Raw genomic sequence first — 26,630 nt, forward strand, 5'->3', positions numbered from 1 at the left:
TGGCTAGGTGACCCACATCCTTTGGGCCTCAGAGCGGCTGGCGCCTGGAGCTAGACAACAAGAAAAGCGCAAGCGCCTTGGTAGACCCGACAAGCGCTGGAGGGCCTCAAGAGAAAGGCGCTCTTTGCCTTTAACTTAAGGACCGAAGCGACTCGAGGGGTAAGGCGCTGGAGTCTAGATACTGCTCCAAGTGAAAAACTTATACTATCTTACTCTTTTACACTAAAGATTGGATTACATAGAAGAGAGGTTATTACATGGCACTATCAAATCGACTCAAGAACCTACCACCGCACTTTTTCGCATCACTTGTTCGAAACGTACAAGAAGCACTTTCTGAAGGACGCGACGTTATTAACTTGGGGCGTGGAAATCCCGATCAACCGACACCTCCACATATTATAAAAGCACTCCAAGAAGCAGTTGAAGATCCAACAACACATGGATACTCCCCATTCAGAGGGACTGCCGAATTAAAACAGGCTGTTGCTGACTTTTATAAACGAGAATACGATGTTCATATTGATCCTAAAACAGAAGTAGCGATTCTATTTGGAACAAAACCGGGATTGGTCGAGTTACCCCTCGCGATTATGAACGAAGATGAATTACTTTTATTGCCGGATCCGGGATATCCCGATTATTTATCGAGTGTAAGCTTAGCCAATATTAAATACAATTTAATGCCATTACTTGCAGAAAACGATTTTTTACCTGATTACTCTGCTCTCTCCGATGAACAAAAGAAGCAAGCAAAATTAATGTATTTGAACTATCCAAATAACCCAACAAGCGCAACCGCCACACTTCCATTTTTTGAAGAAACGATTGCTTTGGCAAAAGCCAATGATATTGCAATTTTGCATGACTTTGCCTATGGTGGAATCGGTTTTGACGGTGCTAAACCTGTCAGTTTCTTGCAAGCAGAAGGTGCAAAAGAAGTTGGAATTGAAATGTACACATTGTCAAAAACGTATAATATGGCGGGATGGCGGGTCGGTTTTGCCATCGGTAATGCCGATATTATCGAAGCAATCAGCTTATTGCAGGATCATTTATTCATAGATATATTCCCAGCAATTCAGCGCGCAGCAACAGAGGCATTATCGGGAAGCCAGGATTGTGTGGATGAGCTCGTTTCACTTTACGAAAGCCGCCGGAATGTCTTAATTTCCGAATGTAAACGAATCGGTTGGGATGTCATCGCGCCCGCTGCATCTTTCTTCGCTTGGTTACCTGTACCAGAAGGATATACAAGCGAATCATTCACCAAGTTACTATTAGACAAAGCAGACATTGCCGTAGCACCGGGCCATGCTTTCGGAAAGTATGGTGAAGGATATATACGTGTTGGCTTATTGGAAAGTGAAGACCGTTTAAAAGAAGCAGTAGCACGAATTGAAAAACTCGATATTTTTTCACGATAAAATAATTAGATTTGGATTTCATATCAAAAAAGCCAGGAGTTTTCTATTCTTGGCTTTTTTGATATGAAATATTATTAGTTCATTAGAAACATTGAAAAGAGCGAATATCATTTGGACTTATCACATGATGGATCCAGCCATGCCTTCTTTGTACTTTCCAGCTAGTTTATTGTGATTGTTTGTGTCATATTTATCTTCTATATATGTTGAACAAATGAATACGGTGTATGCGCTTTACAAGGGCTTTTGGGAGGCAACTGAAAAAGCCCTTGTACTTGAAATGATTTAGGATTCCACTAATACCGCTTCGACGCTTTGTGGATGCCTCCCGCGACAAGCCAGAAAGAAGACCCCTTTCACACTTATCGCTCCGGCTACCACGAAGACACGCCTACGCTAGATTGTCTATGTGAGAAAGAGCTTTTCATTATCTACGATGAAATCTGCAACCTAACGTGTGTCTTTCTTGAATATAATTAGTATCAAAAAGTAATCGCATTATAATCTCGGCATATACATCTCAAAATCACATTTCTCTCGATAATGAACAGCTTAGTGCAGGCGCAGCAAAGGCATCCCCAATGCCCCAAGCGTTCTACAATCCACACCCCGAATTAAAACTCTCTTATTTTGAGCGCCACGTCAGATTCAATAGGATTCTTTAATTCAACATGTCTAGTTTCGGAATTAATTTTTCCCATATCAGATATTTTCATATATATTTCGATCAACTATGTGATTCAGATTTCCTATAAAGATCACATCTTTTTCATTTCAAGCTAAATCCAATCTGTATAGAATCTGCAATTCTCTTGTAGCCAATCTCTTGGTAGATTTTATTTGCTGTCGGATTCATCAAATCAGTATAAAGCACACAAAAATCATATTTTTTTAGAAGTTCCTTTGTTCCAGCTGCTACCATCGTCCGCGCGTAGCCTTTCTTTCTCTCTTCCTTTGGTGTAAATACAAGGGAGACAGTTACACCATGATTTGTCGGTCGGGCTTTTTTCATCATGGAAACTACTTTGCCATTATCCTCCCACAAAAATACTTCCTGTTCGGCTACAAATGATGCAACTCGCTTTTTCACATCTTCCACTGCTGTTAGCGGAAGTCCTGCATCTTCCTCAAACAAGTTGAACCACATCTCGATGAGTAAACAATCATCCGTATTTGCCAAACGCCAAGAGCCTGGACTGTGTTCAAGTGTTTCATCTATATTATCTAATCGATACAATCCCTGGTCCATCATCAATTGAGGATACACACTTGTTTTCACTTCCCATTTCTTACTGAAGAGGAATGCCCACGGTTTTAAACCTATGATGGAACTAATTTCAATTTTAAGTTCCAATAGGTTTCTTATTAACAAATCCATACATTCTTCCAACCGGCTTTCATCCGCAAAAATTAGGTTTAACGGATGTGGATAGGTCATTTGAAATAAGGCTAGCACCTGCCCCTCCTCTTCAATCGTCGCCATAAACGGCTTCTCATATCGACCTGCTTTAATTGCCTGCAATACACCGAAAAAAAGACTGTATACATCTTCCCTTTTACCTAAAACAGGTTCAGCTTTCAATGCAAATTTTTGCACATCTTGATAATGTCTAAACTCCATCCCCACACCCCATTCACATAAAAATAATAAACATCGAAATATTATAATAATTTTACCACATTTAACCTATATGCTGTGAATCTGATTGAAATCCATTGGTTAGTGGAAAGCTTTCCTTAGTGCACTGGAAATTATAAAGCTTCTCTGGGGATAATCTGCAAAAGGGCCTAGCTATTTCCACAGGTAGTGGCGTACTAAGGCTGCGTTCTTCTGTTTCAGGCGCTTCCTCTTTTTTTGTAAATAAACGTCAAAGTGAGCTGAAAATAATGCCTGATTTCTGTCCAAAAATGTTATTGGAGGAGCCAACCCCAAATCACCTTGTAAATTGCCAGGAATGCGGCCTTTATGAACAAGGGACACGGATGGTATGGGGTGAAGGTAATCCAGCGGCCCCGATTATGATTATTCTTGACAATCCCGGAGCACGTGAAGATCGTGAAGGCGAGTCATTTGTTTGCGGAACGCGGCAAACGCTACAAGAAGTTGCAAATGAAGCCGGCTTGAAAATAGATGAGCTGTACGTCACTTTTATATTAAAGAGAAAGCCCGTTCGAGCATATGACAAAGAATTAGCACGTCAAATTTGTATGAGGCATTTAGAACAGCAGCTTACAGAAAAAAAGCCTGCTCTCATTCTTTGTTTAGGAAATGTAGCCGTTCAGTCTTTTTTTCAAAATCCTGAAGCCGAAGTGAAGTCAATGCGGGGTAGTTGGCACGATGTACGTGGATTCCAGACAGCGGTCGCCTACCATCCACTTGCAGTTAGACGACGTCCAAACTTACGCAACTTATTTTTGGAGGACTTGGCTTTCGTTGCGGATCGCTTTCATTCTTTGAACCTCTAGCTACGATATGAAGTTTTTTTAATCCAAATATTACTATTAGACAAGATATTAATGTTTGATAAATTAATCAGATATGGTAGATAGAATTCAAAAAAACAGGACACGCAATTAAGCATGTCCTGTTACCAACTCAAATATTTGGTTGTTTTGAAGTATTCAATATTTCTAGTTCTTCTTTACTTCCAACGTGATCAAGTTCTTTATTTTTTTCAATTTCATGCATGTCAAGAACGTGTTGGGTAGGTGGGATTAATAGACTTATTACGATAATTGTCACTCCAGAAAAAATCACACCTGAGAAAACAGGCGTTAGCCACAATTCGCCCAACAAGCCCAAAAACCCATCCGATTGAATTTTCGGCCCAGGAACGTGAGTAAGTGACGTAATAATATAATATACGAGTCCAACAGATATACTTGCCCATACAGCCGGAGTACTTACCCGCTTCCAAAATGGGCCTAAAACGATTGGCCAGAACAATGTAACAAATACAACATCCCATGCTAAATAGGCTAAATCAATAACTTTTTGAGCACTTAGCGCCAGGATTAAACCTAACAATGCACTTGCAAGAATCACCATTCTGGAAAAAAACAATAGTTTTTTCGGATCAGGATTCTTATTAATAAAATCTAAATAAATATTTTTAGTAACAATTCCTGAGGTTGCTACATAACATGCCGCAACAGTTGACATACCCATCGCCGCCATCGCTGTTAAAAAGATAGCAGATAAAATAGGAGGGAAATATCCTTGTGCAAAAACAAGCATCAATGTTTCGGGATTGGAACTGTTCGGATAAATAGATTTAAAAGCTTCCCCTAACATTCCAGGTATCCAACTAATAGCAATGATTACTGAACCTGCAATAATCATACTCAGCTGTGCGACACGCGGACTTTTTGCCGCTGCAACACGCTGACCTAAGTCCACTGCTGGAATATCACCAAGAGCTAAAACTAAATAGAGTGTCCAGAATTCAACTCCACCTCTACTAAATAATTCATTTACATTCCACCAATCAGGGTTAAATGTAACATCGGGATAATAGAATAAAACAAATATGGTTATCCCGAGGATTCCCGCTACCGCTAGTCCCCCTTGAACAATTTCGGTGTAAGCGACAGCCCATAAGCCTCCAATAACGGAGTAGAGTGCCGTTAACGAAACAAATAATAGTGCAGCTGGAAGGAAATCGATTTGGAAAAGTTGTTGGATAATATAAGTACCCCCAACAGTGAGAGCTGCGGCATTGAAAATACCAAATGCTACCGCCATCACGATTCCCGTGTATGCTCCTAATCTTTTACTACCATATCTCAATCCGTAGTAGTCCGCTAGTGTCCATCCTCTTAATCTTCTTAGGGGCTTAGTCCAGATTAATGCCCCTAAAATCATACATGTACCTAGGCCGCCCATTGTTGCAGAACCTTCAAAGCCTCCACTTGTATAACCTGAGCCGACAGCAGCAAAAAAGAATGGAGCTGCTAATAACGCGGCAATTAAACTCCCAGTTACAACAGATAACGGCATACTCCAGCCCGCCACAATTAAATCTTCAGCAGTTTTGACGCGCTTATATCCTTTATAGCCAATGTAATAAATAAATACTAAATATACACAAAATACGACGATATTCATCAATTCAAGTGCTCCTCATCTATCTTTTATCCGTTCATAACTACTCCACCGTTTGGAGTTAGTATTTGACCTGTATAAAAATCCGCATTTTCTGATGCTAAAAACAACACAGTTTTTGCGATTTCCTCAGGTTGCGCCAAGCGCTTTAGTGGATATTTCGCTGACTCTTCCGCGATATAGTTTTCACCGAACGCTTCGAGGATGCCAGTATGTGTTCCACTAGGCGCCACAGCGTTGACCAATATATTCGGTGCCAACTCTCTTGCCAAAGCTTTTGTAAAAGCATTAATACCGCCTTTTGCCGCTGAGTAATGGGTAAATTCTTCACACCCTAGACTTCCTATATCTGAAGAGATGTTAATAATTTTACCTTTATTTTTTTCCTTCATTCTTTTCGCCGCTTCTCGGCAATTATAAAAGTTTCCGTAAAGATGAACCTTTATCATTTTGTCCCACTGCTCATCTGTTAAATCTGTAATAGGAGCATTCTGTGCAAACCCGGCATTGTTGACAAGAATATCAATTGCTCCTAGCTGGTTGTCCATATACTGAAACATATCCTGCACTTGTTTAGAGTCAGATACATCCGCACAATATTTTAGTGCATTCACGCCATGGTCCTCCGCTTGTAGACGAACTGTTTCCGCCTCTTGATCGCTGCCAATATAGTTTATTAAAATATTTGCTCCCTGTTCAGCAAAAGCTAAAGCAATTGCCTTGCCTATCCCCATACTAGAGCCTGTAATGAGAACATTTTTACCGGTAAGCTTTAAATCCATTAATCTTCACTCTCCAATTTAAAGTTTGTAATTAGGGATTGCAGCTTCTCCGCAGTTTGGCCTAATGAAGCAGATGCTTCTTTCACTTCTTGCATCGACACCAATTGTTCTTGTGTAGCTTGTGAGACATTCAATGAAAACTCGGTAGATTGTTGAGATGTTTTCTTAATATTATTAACGGATGCGACTACTTCTTCAGAGGATGCAGAAATTTCTTGAGATGCAGCAGAAATTTCCCGGATTTGATCTGCGACTTCATCTGCAGATTGTACAATCCGTTTAAATATCTCGCCTACTTCATTCGTATAATCCATTCCCACTCTTACGTCTTCTTTTCCTTTTTCCATCACGGTTACAGAGGCATTAGAATCCGTTTGAATCATATGAATTAGTTGGAAAATCTCTTTAGCCGACTGAGATGATTGTTCAGCTAAACGCCTTACTTCATCTGCAACGACAGCAAATCCTTTACCATGCTCTCCAGCTCTGGCTGCTTCAATAGCAGCGTTTAGTGCTAACAAATTTGTTTGCTCTGCTATAGCAGTAATAATGTTCACAATGTCACTAATCTTATTAGAATTAGCATGTAAACCATTAATAGTTTCCTCTATTTGTTCTACAGATGTATTAATTAATTGCATTTGATCAATCACCTGTTGGACAACCTTATTTCCTTGTTCAGCAGCAATTGAGGCTGTCAGAGACGATTCAGAAGCAGTATTGGCTGAATCAGCGATTTGTTGTATGCCACCTGCTGTTTCTTCCATTGCAGCTGCTGTTTCTTCAGTCATCACCAAAGAAGTTTCAGCGTTTTGAGCGATATTCTTCATTTCTTTCGAAACGTTTGTTGAACTAATATACGATTCTGTCGCATTCATAGTTAGCTGATTGGCTGATGATGCAACGTGATCAGATGTATTTCTAATGTTTAATATGACATGTTGCAAATTTGAAACCATTGTTTTTATCGATTGTGAAAGTTGTCCAACTTCATCATTTGTAATCTGGAGATCAACATCGTTCAATTCTCCATTTGCCACTTGGTCTGCAACAATGACCACTTTTTTAAGTGGTAATAGAAGCCGATCAATTGTAAAATACAGCAATACTAATAAGATTGAAATTCCGATTACTGCAATAATAATCTGTTTTGTAACACTTTTTTTAATGATGGTATCAATATAATCCGCAGAATAATCAATTCCTAACACTGCAATTGTATTTCCGCTTTCATCCTTAAGAGGGCTGAAAACTGTTCGCCATGATCCGAATGAGTCCTCAAAGATGCTTGTTACCTCTGATTGATCATTTTTAATCGCAAGCTTAGCAGTATCTACATGAACAGGAGCAAGATCAGTAAACAATTCCCCCGCTTCATACGCTTCATTCAAATTTTCCGTATAGCCGATAGGAGTGACGCCATTATCCTCCATCTCCCATATATAACTCCAAAACATGATTCCCTGTTCTTCCCTTATGCCATCCAAGGTACTTTGCATTTTCAAAAATTCAGGATCGTCTTCCCCTTGAACTTTCAATAGACCATCTATATCTTCGGAATCTAGGTTCATGGCTGTCAATAAGCCAACACTTTTTAACTCTTGTTCTAGGTCATTTTCTAACTGGCCGTTCAATTGAGAAATACTTTGTGTCGTTAGAACAGTAAAAAGTGCTAAAACAATAATAGAAACTGTAAGTAAAAGCTTATACTTTAATGATATGTTTTTAAAAAAACGCATAATAATTATTTCCTCCTCTTCAATTTTTGTATCTTTCTTTACACATGAAAAAAGGCCCATTTCACAATGAAATAGGCAAATAAAAAAACTAGACTATTATCTAGCGTTTCTTGAGCAGCTCAGCCGTCATAGTAATAATTACTTTAGACCTGTAGCTTTGCGTCCCTACTTTTCAATAGGTTTGCCTATAACCATCAAAAAATATACCACATAGTCTAATAGATGGCAATATGAAGTACCAAAAGATTCATAGAGTAGTATAATGACACCGCTTAATGTCCTGCTTTCAAAACACCCAAACTAGTATATAGTCATTGGTAAAAAAAGAAAAATAGTGCCTTTACTCCCCCGACCATATTTATTTTCCACTGTTTTAAATTGTTACATCAAATTCTTTTCAAGGATAGCATTGCTGGAAATTTCAATATCAAAAGTATTCTCATTTCTGGCAACTTCAACTTTTATACTTCCAGGTAAGAAGAAATGCCTGATATGCTATAGAAAGGTGCTGCTATGAAAACGCTATATAAAAATGCGAATAGCTTGCTCGACCTATCTATTTGTTTATTCTGTTTCATCAAATCTATTTGCCCTTTTTTCTACTAGAAGCTACACTCTTACTTTTTAAAAAGAGCTAAGTTCCTTTTAGAGTTGCTGATTTTGTGAAATTTGGCGTTTAATTTTCATGGGAGTTAAGTAAAAGTATTAATTACTTCCTATCTTTTTCACATAGTCAATTAAAAAAAGCTTGCTAGTAATTTGATGCTGTCTTACTTTTTTGAATCCTAATTTCTCGTAAAAATGATGATTTCTTGTGTTTAAATGTGGTGTATCTAAACTCCATTCAATAGCAGTAGGAAACTCGCTTTCAATTAGTTTCATTATCTTGCTTCCAAGACCTTTATTTTGATATTCGCAAGATAAAAAAACTCTATTTAGTCGGTACTTGTTTTCTTTTAAATCACGAATATCAGCACCACCAATAATCTCATCGTCAAGCCAAATAGTGTAATGTATGAAGATTTCAATTTTCCGAAGTAATTTTTCAATAGGTTCATTGACTGGGTTGGTGTCGTGGTCTTCATATCTTATTAAATCCTCTGAAAAAGCTTCTGTTTGTATTTCTAAAAGTCGCCGTGCTTCAACTTCTTTGGTTCTCTTGATAATTAGGTCCATTCATTTTACCTTCTTTCAATTTGTTGTATTAACCACCTAGTTATCACTATAAAATAACTATCTCGACGAACATTTCAATAATTTTATACATACATGCATGCAAATATCCGTATAATACGGGTTTCTAACTTTTCTTTCGTTCCAGTTATACCTCTTGCACTAAATCCAACAACTCTGAATCCGTAACGTGATTATAAAGTGCTTGATCTACGTTATTCATTACAGCCCAGTATTTGTCGCCGTATGACCAATGCCACCATTCCGTAAAATAATTAACAAAGCCAACGGACCGAAGAGCGTGTGCCAAGATTTTACGATTCTGAATGGCTTCTACAGAGATATTTGTTGCATCAAAAAAAGTCGCGTTGTCAGTCTCGTGTGGTATAGCATCAAATGGCGTACCAAGATCCAATTCGAAACCATTCGAATCAATTAGGCTTAAATCCACTGCACCACCTGTTGGATGTGGAGCTACATGAGGAGGTGCTACATATTTAGATGCCTCGGCAATTAAATATGATAAATCTTGATTTGGAAATTTTTCTTTTACCCGTTGCAAAGAACGCTTAAAAGCTATCTCTTGAATATCTAAAGATCTATACCCCTCTTTAATAAAAAAATGAATATCTTTCGGAAGATACTTTTTAGCTAAGAATAGTTTCTTCGCTATTGAAAGTCGGACGAATGAAAAGTATTGACTCCTGTTTGAAAGAGATTGGTCCACAACGATATCTGAATCGAAGCCAATAAGGTCAATAAATGGCTCTCTGGAAGGCAGTGCAAGAATTGTGAATACTAATGGATCACTCATTAAAACTTTTCTAGAGTCTTTCATAAAATATCCTCTTTCCCTTCGTTTGGGTTACCTACAACAACCAAAGATTTGTCACTCCAATAGTTAAGCAAATAGATTTCAGATTTCACTTACGATCACGGATACTGCTTACTATACATTATTTACCCAATGGTTTCTAATAGTTTTCAGAAAATTAAGTCCCTCCCCTTATTCTTACACGCACACAATTATAAATGGACATTCCAACAACACTTTGTAACAGATGCTACATTATATAAAATTTGTACAAGCAATACTTGAACACATACATAGGAATCGCGTTGATCTAAAGAAATCCACGATAGAGTAATTCTTGAACAATTTCTTTAGCTACTTGAGAATTGGCCCCTTCAAGCGAAGTATAAAATGAATTTTATTCTTAGTTTATATTTTCCCAGTATTTCTTCCCACTCGTCTGAGCATACTAACGGGTAAGGCTTATACTGCATTGTTGCATTATTTACGCATGCAACATTCCTAAAAAAATTAATGCTTTTAACCATTGTTTATGTAAAAGTTTAAGGAGGATATTTATTGTATGTATGATGTTGTTATTATTGGCGGTGGCCCGTGTGGCTTATCAACGGGTCTTGCCCTACAAGAAAAAGGACTTTCTTATGTGATTATTGAAAAAGAGGCGATTGTCAATTCCATTGTCAACTGTCCATTACACATGACTTTCTATAGTACTTCTGATCGCTTAGAAATCGGCAACATTCCATTCCTATCTCAAGATGTACGTCCAAATCGAACTGAACTATTAAAATATTATCGTCTTGTAACTGAGAGACAAGAAATTAATATTAAGTGCTATCAAAAGGTTAATTCTATTTCAAAGAATGCAGCATCCTTTACTGTCCACACAGAAGATCGTAATGGCAACACCATTCCTTACGAAGCGAAGATGATTGTTATTGCAACAGGAATTTTCGATACGCCAAGACAACTAGGTGTAGACGGAGATAATTTAGCGAAGGTATCACATTACTATAAAGAAGGTCACCTCTATTATGGACAACATGTTACAGTTGTTGGTGGTAAAAATTCAGCAATTGAAGCGGCTATTGATCTTTATCGTAACGGAGCGCATGTTACACTTGTGCATCGCGGAGAAACAGTCTTAGAAGGCATTAAACCATCGTTGTTATTAGATATGCGTAACCTTCTTAAAAAAGGAAAAATTGATTTTCATCCCAATTCCAGTATTGCTGCTATCGATGAATCAACTATTCGCATAAACTCTTCTGACGGAACAGTTACACTTCAAAATGACTATGTATTTTCCCTCATCGGTTATCAACCCAATATTTCACTGCTTCAAAGCATTGGAATTCAAACTGACCTCTCTTCATTAGTTCCTTCATTTAATCAAGAGACATATGAATCAAATGTCAAGAACGTTTTTCTTTCTGGCGTTGTAACGGGTGGCATTACAAATCGTGTTTACATTGAAGACGGACGCTTTCATGGCATGAAAATTGCAAATGAAATTGCACAACGTCTGTCCTATGTTCAAAGTAACTTATGATGTTAAAAGCTCACCAAATCACAATGAATGTGACTTGATGAGCTTTTTTCAATTACAGACGATTTAAATTTAAACTATTTATGATCCCCTAAATAATAGGCTATCAGGCATATTATTTTATTATTCAATTCCATATCCTATTACTTTCCCTTCCACTTGGCTTAATGATAAAGGTCCGAAGTGACGGCTGTCTGTACTTCTCCACCACTGGTCCCCCAGCACAAATACTGTGCCTTCTGGTACTAAAATGGCATCCATGCTTTCTTCAAAATCCTCTTCAGTCATAGAGGAATTTTGAGAATCGACTGTTTCAAAATACTTTTCCTTATTCATTCCTCTTACGGTTGGAAATGAATAAAAAGACTCTAGTTTCATTTCATCAATATATAGCTGACCTTCTCTAATTTCAATTCTCTCTCCTGGTAAGCCCACAACTCTTGATATATAATTTCCTGCTAAATTTAAATTTGGATTTCCATTTGAATACTTCGGTGTTGTAAAATAAATAACGTCCCCGCGTTGAAAGCCTGAGACTCCCGGCTCTACTACAATTCTTTTTCCAGTACCTATTGTTTCATAATCGTGATTTCCTTTGTCCATATTATCTATTCCGTATTCTACAGTGATCATATTTGAATCTACTTCGACAATTGGAATTTCGGGGACGGATTGATCATCAATGATTGTTTTCTGACTTTCAACTTCAGATGTATACTCTTTAATCGTCATCATTAAAAATAGTCCAACAGCAAAGATGGCAAAGCTAGAAAAAATTAGTGGGAGCATGTTAAATTTCTTTTTCCCACTTTTAGCAATGACTTTCTCCAAGCTAATCATTCGATCAGTTTCGAATCTATCAACATCCTTCAACTCGTTAAACTCACCATCAAATTCATCGAAGTCATTCATCCGTTCTCCCCCTCCATTCTGTACATTTCTTTTTTCAGCGCAGCAAATGCCCGCACCATTGTTGATTTCACCTTTGTCTCAGTCCACCCTAAGATATATGCTGTTTCTTTGATCGAGCTTTCGTTGATTTTCCGTAAAATAAGGACGTCACGATAGGTTGGCTTCAAACTAGCTAGCGCATTGTACAACCTTACAGTCATATCCTTTTTCAGTAATTCATCTTCCGGCGAAAGATTGCTTGTATCCACATTCAGATCTTTATCAAGACTGAAAAATCGAATGATCCTTTTCCGCCTGAAATGATCATACGTAGCATTTCTAGCTATCTTCAATAGCCATGTCAACATACTAGCTTGTTTATTAAACGAATGAATATTTTTGAACGCTCTATAAAAAGTTTCTTGGGTCAGATCTTCCGCCAACTCCTTCTGACGGACTTGTAAAAAGATATATCGATAAATGCGATCACTATATTCTACATAAAGCTGTTCTAGACTTTGCTCCACTGCCCCGCCCCCTCCCCATTACTAGACGAACTACTTTCAAAAAGGAGTCGAAAATATGAAATAATGTGCCTGCTTTACCTACAAGTGGTTATAGGTTGACTCATCCCAACAGTTTTGACGATCGCTATGACAGTTCGCGTACTTGCCATGACAGTTTCATCGATTGCCATAATCTATGGCAAAATGCTTGTAGAATTAAATATCAAAAAAGACATGCACCAGTTAGATGCACGTCTTTTCCTATGTATCGCGGGTTATCTACCAAAGCATCGGTTTTTGAACCATGAGCCAGAGCATGATTAGCATAAGGCCGATATAGAGCCATGAAGTACCATTTAAACGATCAAGTATCTTATTTTTATCAGCATCTGGATTCTTAAATCTTCGTAGCACAACCGTGAATCCTCTTGCTAGGAAAACTCCAGATAGTAGCAAAACAGCAAGCGTCATGATTACCCATGACGTATACCATGGCCAAGGTCCAAATACCAATAGAAGGACACCCGTGTAGACGAGAACATGTCCTGCATGCATGACCAAGCGAATGATGACATTGATAATAGACAAGTAGACTTGCTCAATGTCCGTTTCAACGCCACGCACTCGCTTAATAATCGGCATCAATAGAAATAATGGACCTATGGCAAGGACAGCACTGATAACATGCAAAAAGACAATCGCGCCATAGATTCCTGAATTCATTCAGAACATCATTTCTCTACTGGGCTATATTCATGCACCCAAACACTCATCGTCGGTAACCATGGCATTTTATCATGCATCGCGAGAATAGATTGTTTGTATTCTTCCATCGTTGTGTAACCTTCTTGTTGTGCATGTTCGTCCGTCATTTCGCCGAGCGTCTGTGAATAAATTGTATCTACTTTAAACTCTTTACCGTCGAGTACCATAATTTCACCAAGATCTGCATAAACACCATTACGGCGAGTAGCTGTCTTTTCGCCATTCAGCACTTTTTTAACATCTTTGGGTATCGTAACTAGCTTTTCAATCGTACACGTTTTTTTAGGTAGTACTACATTTGATTGTTCACTCATGTAAATCGCCTCATTTCATAAAATAACATCTCCTCTATCATAACTATTGTTAACAATTTTAGCGAGGTTCTCGATCTGAGACAAAAAAGATAACCAAGCGTATCGGCTATCTTTTCGTATATTTTAGTTATGAAATTAAGTTCAAAAACTGTCGGGTTCGTTCTTCTTTTGGATTTGTAAATAGTTCGCTCGGTTTATTTCGCTCAACTACTTTTCCATTATCTATAAAAATAACTTCGTCGGCTGCGTCTTGTGCAAAACGCATTTCGTGTGTAACGACAACCATGGTCATTCCTTCATTGGCAAGATCTTTCATGACCTGCAGCACTTCACCGACTAATTCAGGATCTAGCGCAGATGTAGGTTCATCAAACAGCATTACTTTTGGTTCCAATGCCAACGCCCTTGCAATCCCTACCCGCTGCTGCTGCCCCCCTGATAGTTGAAAAGGATAGAAGTCGAACTTATCACCTAATCCAACCTTATTTAACAAGTTCTCAGCTTTTTTCCGTGCTACATCTTTAGCTTCTTTTTTTACGATGACTGGCCCTTCCATCACATTTTCAAGAGCAGTCTTATGAGGAAACAAATTATAATTCTGAAACACCATACCTGTTTCACTTCTAAAATAGTCAATTTCTTTTTTTGCCACACGTTTAGAAAAGTCTGCTTCGTGGCCATCAAGAGTTATAGTCCCAGCTGTCGGGACTTCCAGTATATTCAAACATCTAAGTAGTGTCGTTTTACCAGAGCCTGATGGACCTATGACAACTACGACTTCTCCTTTATTCACATCCAAATCGATTCCCTTTAACACTTCAAGGTCCCCGAACTTTTTATACAAGCCTTTTATTGAAATCATAGTTTGCACCTTCTAACAGTTGTTTTTTCAACTTATCACTTAGCCACATATCGATCCAGCCGATGTTCAATTCTGTCTTGAATTAAGGAAAGGATAAAACAAATGAGCCAATAGATAATCGCCGCTTCAGTATAAAGTAATAAAAACTCATAGTTTGCAGAAGCGATTTCTTGAGCCCTTCTAAACATTTCTGTCACTAAAATAAGCGATGCCAGCGATGTATCTTTCACAAGACTAATAAATGTATTCGATAAAGGCGGGATAGATACTCTCGTTGCTTGCGGTAGAATGATTCGCCTAAGCGTTTGAGTATAGTTCATGCCAATCGTATGTGCTGCCTCCCACTGTCCCTTCGGTATCGACTGTATTGCTGCGCGAATTACTTCTGAAGCATACGCCCCTACATTCAATGAAAATCCGAAGACGGCGGCTGGAAATGGATCTATAACTATTCCGACCGTTGGCAATCCGAAAAACAAAATAAATAGTTGTACGAGTAAAGGCGTTCCACGAATTGCAGATACATAAATTCTTGCGATAATTTGTAGCGGCTTGCTTGTTGATATTCTTCCTAACGCAGTTAATACTGCAAGAATAATTCCAAAGAAAAAAGAAAGAAACGTTAAAGGAAGCGTATAGTAAAGAGCTCCCTCCAGCAATGGCCAAAGGGATGTTAGGGCAATATCTAGAAGTCTTTGTACTTTCTCTGGGTTAGCTAAAATATTAGTTAAGGACATCTTCACCAAACCATTTCTCGGAGATTTTTAAGTATGTTCCGTCTTCAATCATTGCATTTAGTGCTTTATTTACTTCGTTAACAAGTGTTTCATTACCTTTTCTAAACATTAAACCACTTTGTGAAACGTCATCTGCTGTCGCCACAATTTGGACAGGTGCATCTGGTTTATGCTTCATAAAGTCTAAGAAAGATAAATTATCATTTATCGTTACATCTACACGTTTGGAATTGATGAGCTCAATAGCTTGGTTAAATCCTTCAACACCCACAATTTCAGCCTCGTAAGATCTTGCAGTGTCTGCATAGTTACTCGTTAATGACTGCGCAGACTTTAACCCTTTAATATCTTCAAAGCTTGTCACATCTTTATTACTAGTATTTGTAATGAGGACTGCAGATGATGAAATGTACGGTTCCGAAAAGTCATATTTCTCAATACGGTCCTCACGAATCCCTACTTGGTTTGCAATCATATCGAACCGTTTAGAGTCAAGCCCTGCGAAAATCGCATCCCATTGCGTTTCTAGAAATACAGGCTCTACCCCGAGTCGTTTCGCTATTTCTCTTGCGATTTCAACGTCAAAACCTGTAAGTTCCCCTTTATCATCATGGAATGTAAATGGTGGATATGTTCCTTCTGTCCCGATTGTTAACTTGCCTTCATCCTGTATTTTCACAAGTAAATCTTCCGTTTTCTTTCCTGAATCACTGTTTCCTTTAGACTCTTCACTACCACTTGTATTTCCTTTATTAGCGTTTCCGCATGCAGCAAGTAAAATGATTGCTGTAAATAGTAGAATTACGCGTAAACTAAATTTCTTCATACCCATTCTCCTTAATTCATATTAACTTACTTGGTTATTAGCATCATACAACATTGTATGCACTTCGTCAAAAAATAGTTTCCTCAAAAAACCTTTCCTTTATTCTTTATACCTCGGAATCCCCAAAACTAACCTCATTATTCACTCTATTACTACATTTCCTTAACTAACATGTACGCGGGTGTTGAAATATTAAAAAAGGCACAGTTTCCGGATAACCGAAAACTGTGCCTTCTATTTATCAACGATTATATCTGTTTCAACAAATTCGCCATCTCAATCGCTGCATTCCCTGCATCCCATCCTTTATTGCCGGCTTTCGTTCCCGCACGTTCAATTGCCTGTTCAATCGTGTCTGTTGTCAAGACACCGAAAATAACCGGGATGCCTTCCTGCAGATTGATGGCCGCGACCCCTTTAGCCACTTCATTACATACATAGTCGAAATGCGGTGTTGCTCCGCGGATAACTGTACCAAGTGTGATAACTGCATCGAACTTACCGGAAGCCGCCATCCTCTTCGCTATTAGCGGAATTTCATAGGCACCTGGCACCCAAGCAACCGCGATATCACTGTCGGCTACTCCGTGACGAAGCAATGCATCTTCCGCTCCGCTTAGTAATTTTCCTGTAATGAATTCATTGAACCTTGCTACCACGATTCCAACTTTAAGCCCTGTTCCAACTAAATGTCCTTCATAAATTGTTCTCATCATTATTCCCCCTCAATTATGCAATAAGTGTCCCATTTTATTTTTCTTTGTTTCCATATAAATTTTGTTCTCCACTTTAACAGGCATTTCGATTTGAATGCGCTCTGTTATTTCTAACCCGTGTCCTGCTATTCCAGCAATTTTACGCGGGTTGTTCGTCAGAAGATGAATCGACGTTAAACCGAGATCCCGCAGTATTTGTGCACCGATGCCATAATCTCGAAGGTCATCTGGAAATCCTAATTTCTCATTGGCTTCAACAGTATCGTATCCTTCTTCCTGCAGCTTGTAGGCCTTCATTTTATTGACGAGACCTATTCCACGACCTTCCTGACGCATATAGAGTAAGACGCCTCTTCCGGCTTTTTCAATCTGTGCAAGTGCAGCTTGAAGTTGCGGACCACAATCACATCGATATGAGCCAAAGACATCGCCTGTCAAACATTCCGAATGAACGCGGACGAGTACATTTTCAGCATCTTCGATATCACCTTTTACCAAAGCAATATGTTCATTCCCTGTTTCTTTTTCAACGAAAGCGACTGCTTTAAAATCTCCAAAATCTGTTGGCAGACTAATATCTACAATGCGCTCAACAAGTTTTTCATTGATGCGACGATAAGCAATTAGTTCCTGAATGGTTAAGATAACAAGATCAAATCGTTCAGCTATCTCTTTCAACTGTGGACCTCTCGCCATTGTCCCATCGACGTTCATAATTTCACATATGACGCCGACAGGTTCTGCTCCCGCGAGCTTCGCGAGGTCTACAGCTGCTTCTGTATGACCAGAGCGCTTTAGGACGCCGCCAGACTTCGCTATTAGCGGAAATATATGTCCTGGTCTTCTAAAGTCTGTTGGACCTGCTTCAGTCCCTAGCATCCTTAATACTGTTTCCGACCGTTCAAATGCAGAGATTCCAGTATGACAATCCGCATGATCAATGCTAATCGTAAATGCAGTTCCGTGCACATCACTATTATTTTCCGTCATAAGTCCGAGTTCAAGCTGTCGCGATTTCTCTTCGTCTATCGGCACGCAAATCAATCCACGGCCTTCCGTCGCCATAAAGTTAATCATTTCGGGTGTAGCGAATTCACCAAGTGCAACAAAGTCACCTTCGTTCTCCCGGTCTTCGTCGTCAACGACAATAATTGCTTTTCCTTTTTTTAGTTCTTCAATTGCTTTTTCTACGGTAGAGTACATCTGCTTTGCCCCCTTAACTGAGGAATCCACTGGCGATAAGGGTATCCATTGTTAAACCGCCAGTTGGATTCTCTTTGTCTGTAGTTATTAGCCGTTCTATATATTTCGCGAGCATATCGCATTCTACGTTCACTCGATCCCCAGCCCGTTTTCGGCCGATGATTGAGTCACCTTGCGTGACTGGAATTAATGAGATGATAAAACCAATACTCGTCACACCAAATACAGTAAGTGAAGTTCCATCCACAGTTACTGAACCTTTTGGGATAAAATACTTCAATAATTTAGTTGCGATACTGATTTCCATATAGATGGCATTTTCTTTTTGTCTAACCGAAACAATTTCGCCAGTGCCATCGACATGTCCACTGACTATATGTCCGCCGAAACGACCATTCGCCGCCATCGCACGTTCTAAGTTAACTGGACTTCCCGTACGCAATGCTTGAAGCGTTGTCGCTTTAACAGTTTCAGGCATGACATCAGCTGTAAATTGATTGCTCGAGAAATCTGATACCGTCAAACAGACACCATTCACGGCCAGACTATCGCCTTTTTTAACATCGCTAAGCACTTTGCTACAACGGATTGATAGTTGCAATGAATTCGCTGCTGGCCTAACCGCTGAAACTGTTCCTACTTCTTCAATAATCCCAGTAAACAACTACTGTCAATCCTCCTTCAGAAACCTGGCATGAAAGCTGAAATCGTCTCCTATTTGTCGCACATCTAAAAAACGCAGGGATTCGCTTTCTGCCATTAGGTTCCAAGTATCATTCATGAACAATGAAGAACCGTTGTCGATTAATTTCGGAGCCATATACAAATACAGTTCATCTGTGAGACCTTTATTGATGAAACTGAAATGAACTTTGCTACCGTCTTCAACGAACATTGTCATGATTTCTTTATCAGCAAAACGTTTTAAAACTTCATTCAAAAAAGATACGTTTTCTGAAATCCTTTTAATTGAAACTAAAGGATGTTCAAAAAAAGTAGTTTCAGAATGTGTTGAATCGAGAGTAAAAATAACTGTTTCTATAGCGCCGTCTGTAACAACATTCGCTGATTTGGCGTCCTGAGATGCCGGTCTAAATTAATTCGAATTGGGTTCTTTCCACCATGGGGCAAACGGGTGGTGAGGAAAGGGTTATCGTGAAGTACGGTTTGTACGTCTACCAAAATAGCATCATGGGTATGGCGGAGGTGATGGACATCGGTTCGTGATGCAGCCGAAGTAATCCATTTGCTGTCCCCGTTCTGCGTTGAAAGTCTACCGTTAAGAGTTGCGGTGGCTTTCAAGGTAACGTATGGTTTCCCGTATCTGATGAAATGAAAAAATGCTTGGTTTAACTGCTCTGCCTCTTCCTGTAAAATGCCGGTAATGACTTCAATCCCAGCAACTTTAAGAAGCCCGATTCCCGCTCCATTGACGGAGGGATTCGGATCGATAGACGCAACAAAAACACGTTGAATTCCAGATGAAATAATGAGATCTGTACACGGAGGTGTTTTCCCAGTATGGGCACACGGTTCCAGTGCCACGTATAGATCCGCACCAATAGAATTCGCACCTGCCATTGCCAGCGCATGCACTTCAGCATGAGGTGTCCCAGCTTTCAAGTGCGCACCCGTCCCTAAAATCCGGCCGTCTTTCACACAAACAGCACCAACAAGTGGATTGGGCGAGGTTTGTCCTTGTGCACTACGCGCCAGTTCAAGAGCAAGTCTCATATAATGTTGAGGGTCCATTGGCATTCCCCCTTTCGTTTTTTGAAAGGGCAGAGCCTGCAAGCACAGCACGTATATCCAAACAACTTCTCCCATCCAGACTATAACTGTCGGTGCCGGAATTTCACCAGCTCCACCGCCTTCCAAGCAAGGAAGGACGGGTCACGGACTGACGAGCTATGCTCGATCACCGCCGGTAAGGAATTTCACCTTGCCCCGAAGAGTTTGTTTATACGTGCCGACTTAAAGTTATCATACTGCTGCCATAAAATCAAAAAAGACTCAGTCTGATTGAACAGAACTGAGTCTTCTATGTATGATGAAATAAGAATACCATTGCATTTGCAACATATAATAAACCCGGGGAAACCGCTGCATATTACAGCGTTCTTCCGGGTTCATTATCCTATTGCTCGCGCTTAAATAACACTGAGATTCTATTATTTATTTCTTCAAGTCTTCAATTGAATCGATGTCCATATACTTCGGTACCACAAGACCGACTTTGACACCTTCCATATTGACGCCAAGCTCTTCGAATTTACCTTCGAATTTATCAGCATATGTTTTATGAGTTAACGGCATCCAAGCTGCAAGCGATGCATCTGCACTACCGTCAGCAACTGCAGTCCATAATGGACCTGCTTCAACTTGTGTTAATGTCACTTTATAACCCATATCTTCTAAAACAATTTTCATGACGTTATGACTAGCGATTTCACTGTCCCATGCAACGTAAGCAAGTTTGATCTTGTCGCCGTCCACTTTTTCAACGCCTTCTGTCCATACAGCCACTTTTTCTTCATTTGCTTCAACCCATTTTTGTGCTGCCGCGTCTTCTTTTTCACCTTCTTGAATAGCTACCATTATTTCTCCCATATCCTCTTCAGTCCAGTTGAACTTCGATAAGATTTGGTGAGCTTCTGGCAGATCTTCTGCTAATCCGATTCTTCCGATTGTACGGATCTGCTCTTCCCCACCGTACACACCTTTTGGATCTTCAAGATATTTCAAATCGTATTTCGCAAATTTCCAATGCGGTGTCCAACCTGTAACGATAATCGGTTGCTCTTTGTCATAAGCTTTTTTCAGTGAAGCTGTCATTGCCGCACTTGAACCTGTTGTAAGATCCCAATCTGTAAGGTCATATTCTGTAAGTACTTTTTCAGTCGCTTCCATGATACCTGCACCTGGATCGATACCTGTAATCTTATAGTCTACTGATTCACCAACTGTTTTCGTGGAGTCTCCGTCTGCTTCATTCTTGTCACTGCCACATGCAGCAAGTCCTACTGCAAGCAGAGCAACCGCTCCAAGTCCTAATACTTTTTTTGTTAATTTCATAGTTTAGTTCCCCCTTGTTTTTTCTTTCCTGCGTGTTGCGTGATGCGATCTAAAATGATTGCTACGATAACGATGGACAATCCGGTTTCAAAACCAACACCCGTTTTAAGTTGTGTAACAGCTCGGTAAACTTCTTCACCAAGCCCTGGCGCACCAACCATCGATGCAATAACGACCATCGATAGCGAAAGCATAATACTTTGATTGACACCCGCCATAATTGTCGGTTTTGCAAGCGGAATTTGTACTTTGCTCAATCTCTGCCAAGTTGTAGAACCAAATGCTTCCGTCGCTTCGATTAAATCTTTCGGAACTTGTTCTATTCCAAGCATTGTCAAACGAATTGTTGGCGGCATTGAGAAGATAACAGATGCCACAACACCTGGGACGACCCCGATGTTAAAGAAGAATATAGCTGGCAATAAATAAACGAATGCCGGCATGGTTTGCATCAAATCCAATAAGGGATTGATGATTTTTCTTGCTGTCGCTTGTTGTGATCCCCAAATACCGACTGGAATTCCGATTATCAGTGCGAAGAATACAGAGGTGAGTACGAGTGCCAGCATTTGCAGCATCGGGTACCAATAGCCCAAGTAATCGATGAACAGCAAGCCGAACAATGTAAATATGGCAATGCGGCGAGTAGATACGAACCACGCAAGCAAGGCAAATAACACGGCAAGTAAAATAGATGGCACGATATCGAGCAATTCCACTGATCCTTCAACTATTCCTTTGAGAAAATCTGAAATTCCGTCAAACACTGTACCGAAAGTTAGTACGAGCCAATCGACTCCATTGTCAATCCACTCCGCAAATGGCAAACGAGGTAAATATTTATCCATTTATCTTCGCCTCCGTATCCGTTTGTTCATCGGAATCGAAAGTTCCGTTATTATTGATAAACTGATTATCACCTGATAATGCACCAATCAATGCACCACGAATAATAATTCCCTGTAGCTTGTTATTTTCATCAACGACTGCAACCGGAATAACCGCTGTCGATACGATATCGAACAGATCGATTAGCACTGTATCCAGAAGAATCATCGGAAGGTCGGTAATCATTATTTCTTCAAGTGTCTTCCCTGTTTCAATAGCCAAACTCGCATCTTGGGCCGTGACCGCACCTAAAAGACGCTTTGCTTTATCGACAACGTAAATTGAAGATATCCCAAGTTGTTTCATCATTCGAAGAGCTACTCTCGCTCCACGGTCGATTTGAACCGTCTCAGCTTTTTTCATAATATGTCCCGCTGTCAATACTTTAGAAAGATCCACATCTTCAACAAAGCGTTCTACATATTCATTCGACGGACTCATCAATATCTCTTCGGGCGTACCCACTTGAACAATTTCCCCGTCTTTCATCAATGCAATGCGGTCGCCTATACGAAGTGCCTCATCTAAGTCATGCGTAATGAAAATAATTGTTTTCCCCATATCATTATGAAGTTGCAATAATTCGTCTTGCATATCTTTGCGGATTAACGGATCAAGCGCACTGAATGCTTCGTCCATCAGCAAAATATCTGGTCCATTAGCTAGCGCTCTCGCTAAACCAACACGCTGTTGCATGCCTCCGCTCAGCTGGCTAGGGAATTGATCTTCATATCCTGCAAGTCCGACTAGTCCTAAGGATTCTTTCGCTTTGACTTGACGTTCTGCCTTCGCTACTCCTTGGATTTCTAAGCCATATTCCGCGTTTTCAAGAATCGTCTTGTGGGGAAAGAGTGCGAAGTTTTGAAATACCATTCCAATTTTCTTACGCCTTACATTACGAAGTTGTTCTTTATTCATCCCAACGATGTCCTCACCGTCTAGCAGGATATTGCCCATTGTTGGGTCAATCAGCCTGTTCAGTAATCTAACAAGCGTTGATTTTCCGCTACCTGACAATCCCATAATGACAAATATTTCACCTTCGTACACATCGAATGATGCATTTTTCACCCCGACTGTTGCGCCGGTGGCTTTCAAAATCTCACCTTTTGTTTTTCCTTCATTTAGAAGCTGGGAAGCCCGCTTCGCATTTTTACCGAAAATCTTTGTGGTGTTTATCACTTGGATTTTCTTACTGGCAATCTGTTCACTCATACATACACTCCTTATATTTTCAAAACTGACGAATGTCTTCTAGTATAGCTGTCTTTTTTTTGCATTACAACCGTTTTCTCAATTTAAATGGTTTGTACAGAAAAAACTGTACGAACTTTTATTGCTACGAATTGCTTTTTAAGATAGGATATAATACGCTATAAGAAATGAGCTGGATCGGTTAATAAATGCCGGTTATAGTGGAGGGAAGACGTTGTATGAACGGTAATGAAAAACTTGAAAAAGCTCGTGAGCGGATTATTGAATCCATCGCACAAAATATACATCTTTATGGTCTTACACCTTCTGCTGGAAGACAGTATGGCACGATGTTTTTTCATAATGAGCCGTTAACATTGGATGACATGACAGAAGAACTCGGGATGAGTAAAACGAGCATGAGCACATCTGTCAGAGCACTATCCGATTTGAAGTTAGTGGAACGTGCTTGGAAAAGAGGGGTCCGAAAAGACCTTTATCAAGTGAAGGATGATTGGTATCAAAGCTTTATTGACCTATTTTCAATAAAGTGGAGAAGATCTGTTTCCTTGCATTCAGCCGCAATAAGAAGGTCTTTGGCTGAACTGGAAGGACTAGTAAACGATCCCGCGCTAGATGATGAATTGAGAGAAGAAGTAACTATAGATATTGAAAAATTACTATACCTACGAGATTATTACGATTGGCTCGATCGTCTTGTTGATGCTTTTGAAGATCATGATATTTTTAATCTCGTGCCAATTAAAAAGCCTGAACAGGATACGCCAAATAAGTGAACATAAGAAAAGCGGAAGGCGCCTTGGTAGACATGAAAAAGACGGCCAGTAAATAATTTGATCACACTATGGGCGCGCTACGTGTATGATTTACTTTAGATTGCTTTGGATTGAATGCTTCTATAAGATTACCGGGATATCTGAATATGTAGGGATGCGACTTTGTCGTATCCCTACATATTTTTTCGGTAATCGTATGGTGGTCCTTCATCCGTCGCCCTCCAAATACATTAGTACACGAAGTGCTAAAGCTTTTTGGGACAAAAGAATAGAGGAGTGTCTACCTGGATAAAAGCCGCCAAAGATGTAATTTTGGCGGCTGATGATTTCTATATGGTTTTTTCTTATTTATTTTAAAGAAGTGTCACTTTCTATAAGACATCACATGGATAGATGCATAATCTCTGCTAAAAGTAAGCGAGGAACAAATTGTACAGGGTACTAGAGTGCTCGAAATGGTCCAGTGAAAATAGATTTTCCAAGCCTTACTCACCAGTGTTTTATGCAAATAAATGGTTAATCAACAGACGTGTCTTCTTAACTAACTATCACATTTTTTTAATACGATTGTATCCTTTTTCCCCATATGGCTGTAACTCTTCTACCCACTTATCCAACTGCTTCTCAAGGATTTTACTTTTACTAATCCCCTGCCAATCCTTTTCATCTATCGTTTCAAGTATTTCAATTTCAAAATTGTCTTTTCCATGTTCATCCCAATCGGTTTGTAGTTCTTTATTTTTATGCCCACCGGTAGTTAACATGAATTTTAATCCGTTCAATGTTTTGAAATTCGGTGTCGAATTTACAAAAAGCTTCCCGTTCTTTACATTCTTGATTTGAAATATTCCATAACTCGGTTTATCTTCTTTCGCCTTCAATTTCATTTCTTTTTTAAAATCCATTTCATCGACATCTCCTTTTTCTTGACCCTGCACAAGGCGATATGCACTTCCTTCAGCATTACGCGTTAACACATCACGGTCGACCATCTCCCGCCGTAACAGCATATAATCTTCGAAGATCGTCACCAAAACTGCATTGACTTCACCTTCTGAATACACTTTATTCGGTTTGAAGAGCAACGCAATTTCTGCTAACAGGCGATTTTTTTCTTGCTCTTTCATACGTAGTGTTTTCAAACGCCCATCCTCCTCAGAGAAATAGCGCGCTAATTCTGTTGAAGGTTCAAATGATTTCTCATTCGGCTTATCGATATTCGTTTCATCTGTTACGATTTCTTGTTGCCGTTTCACTAAATTCATGAGAGCCAGCAGGGTTTTTGCTTGTTTTTCTTTTTTACGTAATGAAAAACGATGATTACGAATCGTCGACATGCTTCCGATTTTCAGTTCCTGTTGAATTTCTTTATCTGTCTTTCCTGCGTAAATCAAAGAAAGCAATTTCGATTGTTGGTCGGACAGCCCCGTCTGTTCCTTACCACCTGAGAGTAATCGTTCAAAAACACTGCCATGCGTCCTTTCAATATGGTGTTCCATATAACGCCAATCTGTGAAATGTACATCTCCTACAGGATAAATGATCCCTTTTTCAACTTCTTCACCACATAATAAACAGCGATAATAACGATTCTCTTCGATGTATCCCTTTTCCATAACTTCTACCGGGTAATCTAGTGACATATCCATTTAAACATAAACACCTTTCTCTTCACACTGTTTTTTATATAAACAAATATACACTTTATCTACGTTTAATACAATCTAATTTTTTCGCATAAAAAAAACCGCACTCCATAGAGCACGGTTTTTGAACATCTTAACATTCTATTTTATTACAGTTGTATCTAACTCAATTTCTACATTTCCTTTGATAGCACGACTAATCATACAGGACGTTTCAGCTTTTTCCGCAAGCTTGTGTGCCAGTGCTTCATCCTTTTCAGTTGCGTCCTTTTTCAATACGATTTCTGGTTTATGAATAATCTTTTTATATGTAATGACACCGTTCGTTACATCGACAACACCAACTGACTCCATCGTCAAGGCGACTTTCTCCAATTTACTTCGCTCCATCATAGCCGCAAGTGTAATAATATAACATGTCGCCGCTGCACCTAGCAGCATTTCATCCGGATTTGTACCAATTCCCGGCCCGTCCATTTCGGGTGGAATTGAAATCTCCGTCTTTAAATTTCCCGCATCGATTGTTCCTATATCATTCCGTAAACCTGGCCAGTCAGCTTTTAAATGGAAGTGATGTTGTGCCATAAGAAAAGTCCCCCTTTGACTATTTTGTTTCTTTCA

25 protein-coding genes, 1 pseudogene and 2 riboswitches are annotated in these 26,630 nt (G+C 39.4%); of the genes and pseudogenes, 4 read left to right on the forward strand and 22 right to left on the reverse strand.

All coding sequences use genetic code 11. The features are described 5' to 3' along the window. Window positions 1-257: 257 nt before the first annotated feature. Window positions 258-1,427, forward strand: coding sequence for a pyridoxal phosphate-dependent aminotransferase (locus MKZ26_RS07440; RefSeq protein WP_340765446.1), 1,170 nt, complete (start codon window positions 258-260; stop codon window positions 1,425-1,427). A gap of 769 nt (window positions 1,428-2,196) precedes the next feature. On the opposite strand, the gene MKZ26_RS07445 is transcribed toward MKZ26_RS07440, so the two are convergent. After that, complete coding sequence (locus tag MKZ26_RS07445; RefSeq protein WP_340765447.1) at window positions 2,197-3,048, reverse strand: GNAT family N-acetyltransferase; 852 nt, start codon at window positions 3,046-3,048, stop codon at window positions 2,197-2,199. Between the two features lie 266 nt (window positions 3,049-3,314). On the opposite strand from MKZ26_RS07445, the gene MKZ26_RS07450 reads away from it, so the two are divergent. Then, window positions 3,315-3,893 (forward strand): uracil-DNA glycosylase, encoded by a 579-nt coding sequence (locus tag MKZ26_RS07450; protein WP_445683406.1) that lies wholly within the window; start codon window positions 3,315-3,317, stop codon window positions 3,891-3,893. A 130-nt stretch (window positions 3,894-4,023) separates the two neighbouring features. On the opposite strand, the gene MKZ26_RS07455 is transcribed toward MKZ26_RS07450, so the two are convergent. The 5 genes from MKZ26_RS07455 to MKZ26_RS07475 all read right to left on the reverse strand — a co-directional run bounded on the left by MKZ26_RS07455 (window position 4,024) and on the right by MKZ26_RS07475 (window position 10,064). Next, window positions 4,024-5,535, reverse strand: coding sequence for a sodium:solute symporter family protein (locus MKZ26_RS07455; RefSeq protein ID WP_340765452.1), 1,512 nt, complete (start codon window positions 5,533-5,535; stop codon window positions 4,024-4,026). Between the two features lie 26 nt (window positions 5,536-5,561). Continuing rightward, on the reverse strand, window positions 5,562-6,314 hold the full coding sequence (locus tag MKZ26_RS07460) for an SDR family NAD(P)-dependent oxidoreductase (RefSeq protein WP_340765454.1): 753 nt from the start codon (window positions 6,312-6,314) through the stop codon (window positions 5,562-5,564). Next, window positions 6,314-8,053, reverse strand: coding sequence for a methyl-accepting chemotaxis protein (locus tag MKZ26_RS07465; RefSeq protein ID WP_340765456.1), 1,740 nt, complete (start codon window positions 8,051-8,053; stop codon window positions 6,314-6,316). The genes MKZ26_RS07460 and MKZ26_RS07465 overlap by 1 nt, the downstream gene beginning before the upstream one ends. Before the next feature lie 110 nt (window positions 8,054-8,163). Continuing rightward, a riboswitch (cyclic di-GMP riboswitch) is annotated at window positions 8,164-8,249 on the reverse strand. Window positions 8,250-8,758: 509 nt separating this feature from the next. Next, window positions 8,759-9,229, reverse strand: coding sequence for a GNAT family N-acetyltransferase (locus tag MKZ26_RS07470; protein ID WP_340765458.1), 471 nt, complete (start codon window positions 9,227-9,229; stop codon window positions 8,759-8,761). A gap of 145 nt (window positions 9,230-9,374) precedes the next feature. Continuing rightward, window positions 9,375-10,064 (reverse strand): M15 family metallopeptidase, encoded by a 690-nt coding sequence (locus tag MKZ26_RS07475; protein WP_340765460.1) that lies wholly within the window; start codon window positions 10,062-10,064, stop codon window positions 9,375-9,377. A gap of 538 nt (window positions 10,065-10,602) precedes the next feature. Here MKZ26_RS07475 and MKZ26_RS07480 point away from each other — a divergent pair. Beyond that, window positions 10,603-11,592, forward strand: coding sequence for a YpdA family putative bacillithiol disulfide reductase (locus MKZ26_RS07480; protein WP_067207211.1), 990 nt, complete (start codon window positions 10,603-10,605; stop codon window positions 11,590-11,592). A 120-nt stretch (window positions 11,593-11,712) separates the two neighbouring features. On the opposite strand, the gene lepB is transcribed toward MKZ26_RS07480, so the two are convergent. The 14 genes and pseudogenes from lepB to MKZ26_RS07555 form a co-directional block, all read right to left on the reverse strand. Next, window positions 11,713-12,501, reverse strand: coding sequence for a signal peptidase I (gene lepB, locus MKZ26_RS07485; RefSeq protein WP_340765463.1), 789 nt, complete (start codon window positions 12,499-12,501; stop codon window positions 11,713-11,715). Further along, entirely contained in the window at window positions 12,498-13,007 is a 510-nt protein-coding gene (locus MKZ26_RS07490) for an RNA polymerase sigma factor (protein ID WP_340765465.1), read from the reverse strand. The genes lepB and MKZ26_RS07490 overlap by 4 nt, the downstream gene beginning before the upstream one ends. Window positions 13,008-13,265: 258 nt before the next feature. Further along, the gene (locus tag MKZ26_RS07495; RefSeq protein WP_067207205.1) at window positions 13,266-13,709 is read right to left on the reverse strand and encodes a hypothetical protein; all 444 of its coding nucleotides are present in this window, start codon (window positions 13,707-13,709) and stop codon (window positions 13,266-13,268) included. Between the two features lie 8 nt (window positions 13,710-13,717). Continuing rightward, window positions 13,718-14,065, reverse strand: coding sequence for an ASCH domain-containing protein (locus tag MKZ26_RS07500; RefSeq protein WP_187047177.1), 348 nt, complete (start codon window positions 14,063-14,065; stop codon window positions 13,718-13,720). A 127-nt stretch (window positions 14,066-14,192) separates the two neighbouring features. Next, window positions 14,193-14,927 carry an amino acid ABC transporter ATP-binding protein gene (locus tag MKZ26_RS07505; RefSeq protein WP_340765468.1) on the reverse strand — a complete coding sequence of 245 codons (735 nt, stop codon included), beginning with the start codon at window positions 14,925-14,927 and terminating at the stop codon, window positions 14,193-14,195. Between the two features lie 35 nt (window positions 14,928-14,962). Continuing rightward, window positions 14,963-15,664, reverse strand: a complete 702-nt coding sequence (locus MKZ26_RS07510; RefSeq protein WP_067207199.1) for an amino acid ABC transporter permease — start codon at window positions 15,662-15,664, stop codon at window positions 14,963-14,965. Continuing rightward, entirely contained in the window at window positions 15,651-16,490 is an 840-nt protein-coding gene (locus MKZ26_RS07515) for an amino acid ABC transporter substrate-binding protein (RefSeq protein WP_067207197.1), read from the reverse strand. Before MKZ26_RS07515 ends, MKZ26_RS07510 begins: the two co-directional genes overlap by 14 nt. A 248-nt stretch (window positions 16,491-16,738) precedes the next feature. After that, window positions 16,739-17,203 carry a 6,7-dimethyl-8-ribityllumazine synthase gene (gene ribH, locus MKZ26_RS07520; protein WP_340765473.1) on the reverse strand — a complete coding sequence of 155 codons (465 nt, stop codon included), beginning with the start codon at window positions 17,201-17,203 and terminating at the stop codon, window positions 16,739-16,741. 12 nt (window positions 17,204-17,215) lie between these two features. Then, window positions 17,216-18,409 carry a bifunctional 3,4-dihydroxy-2-butanone-4-phosphate synthase/GTP cyclohydrolase II gene (locus MKZ26_RS07525; protein WP_340765475.1) on the reverse strand — a complete coding sequence of 398 codons (1,194 nt, stop codon included), beginning with the start codon at window positions 18,407-18,409 and terminating at the stop codon, window positions 17,216-17,218. 13 nt (window positions 18,410-18,422) lie between these two features. Then, the gene (gene ribE, locus MKZ26_RS07530) at window positions 18,423-19,073 is read right to left on the reverse strand and encodes a riboflavin synthase (protein ID WP_340765477.1); all 651 of its coding nucleotides are present in this window, start codon (window positions 19,071-19,073) and stop codon (window positions 18,423-18,425) included. A 6-nt stretch (window positions 19,074-19,079) separates the two neighbouring features. Next, window positions 19,080-20,236 (reverse strand): annotated as a pseudogene (gene ribD / locus MKZ26_RS22335) (bifunctional diaminohydroxyphosphoribosylaminopyrimidine deaminase/5-amino-6-(5-phosphoribosylamino)uracil reductase RibD). After that, window positions 20,221-20,368: riboswitch (FMN riboswitch) on the reverse strand. It overlaps the preceding pseudogene by 16 nt. A 216-nt stretch (window positions 20,369-20,584) precedes the next feature. Next, window positions 20,585-21,484, reverse strand: a complete 900-nt coding sequence (locus tag MKZ26_RS07545) for a glycine betaine ABC transporter substrate-binding protein (protein WP_067207184.1) — start codon at window positions 21,482-21,484, stop codon at window positions 20,585-20,587. Next, window positions 21,481-22,332, reverse strand: a complete 852-nt coding sequence (locus MKZ26_RS07550; protein WP_067207181.1) for an ABC transporter permease — start codon at window positions 22,330-22,332, stop codon at window positions 21,481-21,483. Before MKZ26_RS07550 ends, MKZ26_RS07545 begins: the two co-directional genes overlap by 4 nt. Beyond that, a complete protein-coding gene (locus tag MKZ26_RS07555; RefSeq protein ID WP_340765483.1) occupies window positions 22,325-23,587 on the reverse strand; it encodes a quaternary amine ABC transporter ATP-binding protein in 1,263 nt (420 codons plus the stop codon). Before MKZ26_RS07555 ends, MKZ26_RS07550 begins: the two co-directional genes overlap by 8 nt. Window positions 23,588-23,805: 218 nt before the next feature. Here MKZ26_RS07555 and MKZ26_RS07560 point away from each other — a divergent pair, with 218 nt between their 5' ends. Then, on the forward strand, window positions 23,806-24,363 hold the full coding sequence (locus tag MKZ26_RS07560) for a GbsR/MarR family transcriptional regulator (protein WP_340765484.1): 558 nt from the start codon (window positions 23,806-23,808) through the stop codon (window positions 24,361-24,363). A 548-nt stretch (window positions 24,364-24,911) separates the two neighbouring features. Here the strand turns inward: MKZ26_RS07560 and MKZ26_RS07565 are convergent. Together MKZ26_RS07565 and MKZ26_RS07570 are read right to left on the reverse strand one after the other, a co-directional pair. After that, window positions 24,912-26,012 carry a DUF2087 domain-containing protein gene (locus MKZ26_RS07565; protein WP_340765486.1) on the reverse strand — a complete coding sequence of 367 codons (1,101 nt, stop codon included), beginning with the start codon at window positions 26,010-26,012 and terminating at the stop codon, window positions 24,912-24,914. Between the two features lie 138 nt (window positions 26,013-26,150). Then, entirely contained in the window at window positions 26,151-26,594 is a 444-nt protein-coding gene (locus MKZ26_RS07570) for an OsmC family protein (protein ID WP_187047171.1), read from the reverse strand. Between the last annotated feature and the right edge of the window lie 36 nt (window positions 26,595-26,630).

It is taken from the genome of Sporosarcina sp. FSL K6-6792 (genome assembly GCF_038004885.1).
In the GTDB taxonomy this organism is placed as follows: Bacteria; Bacillota; Bacilli; order Bacillales_A; family Planococcaceae; genus Sporosarcina; species Sporosarcina psychrophila.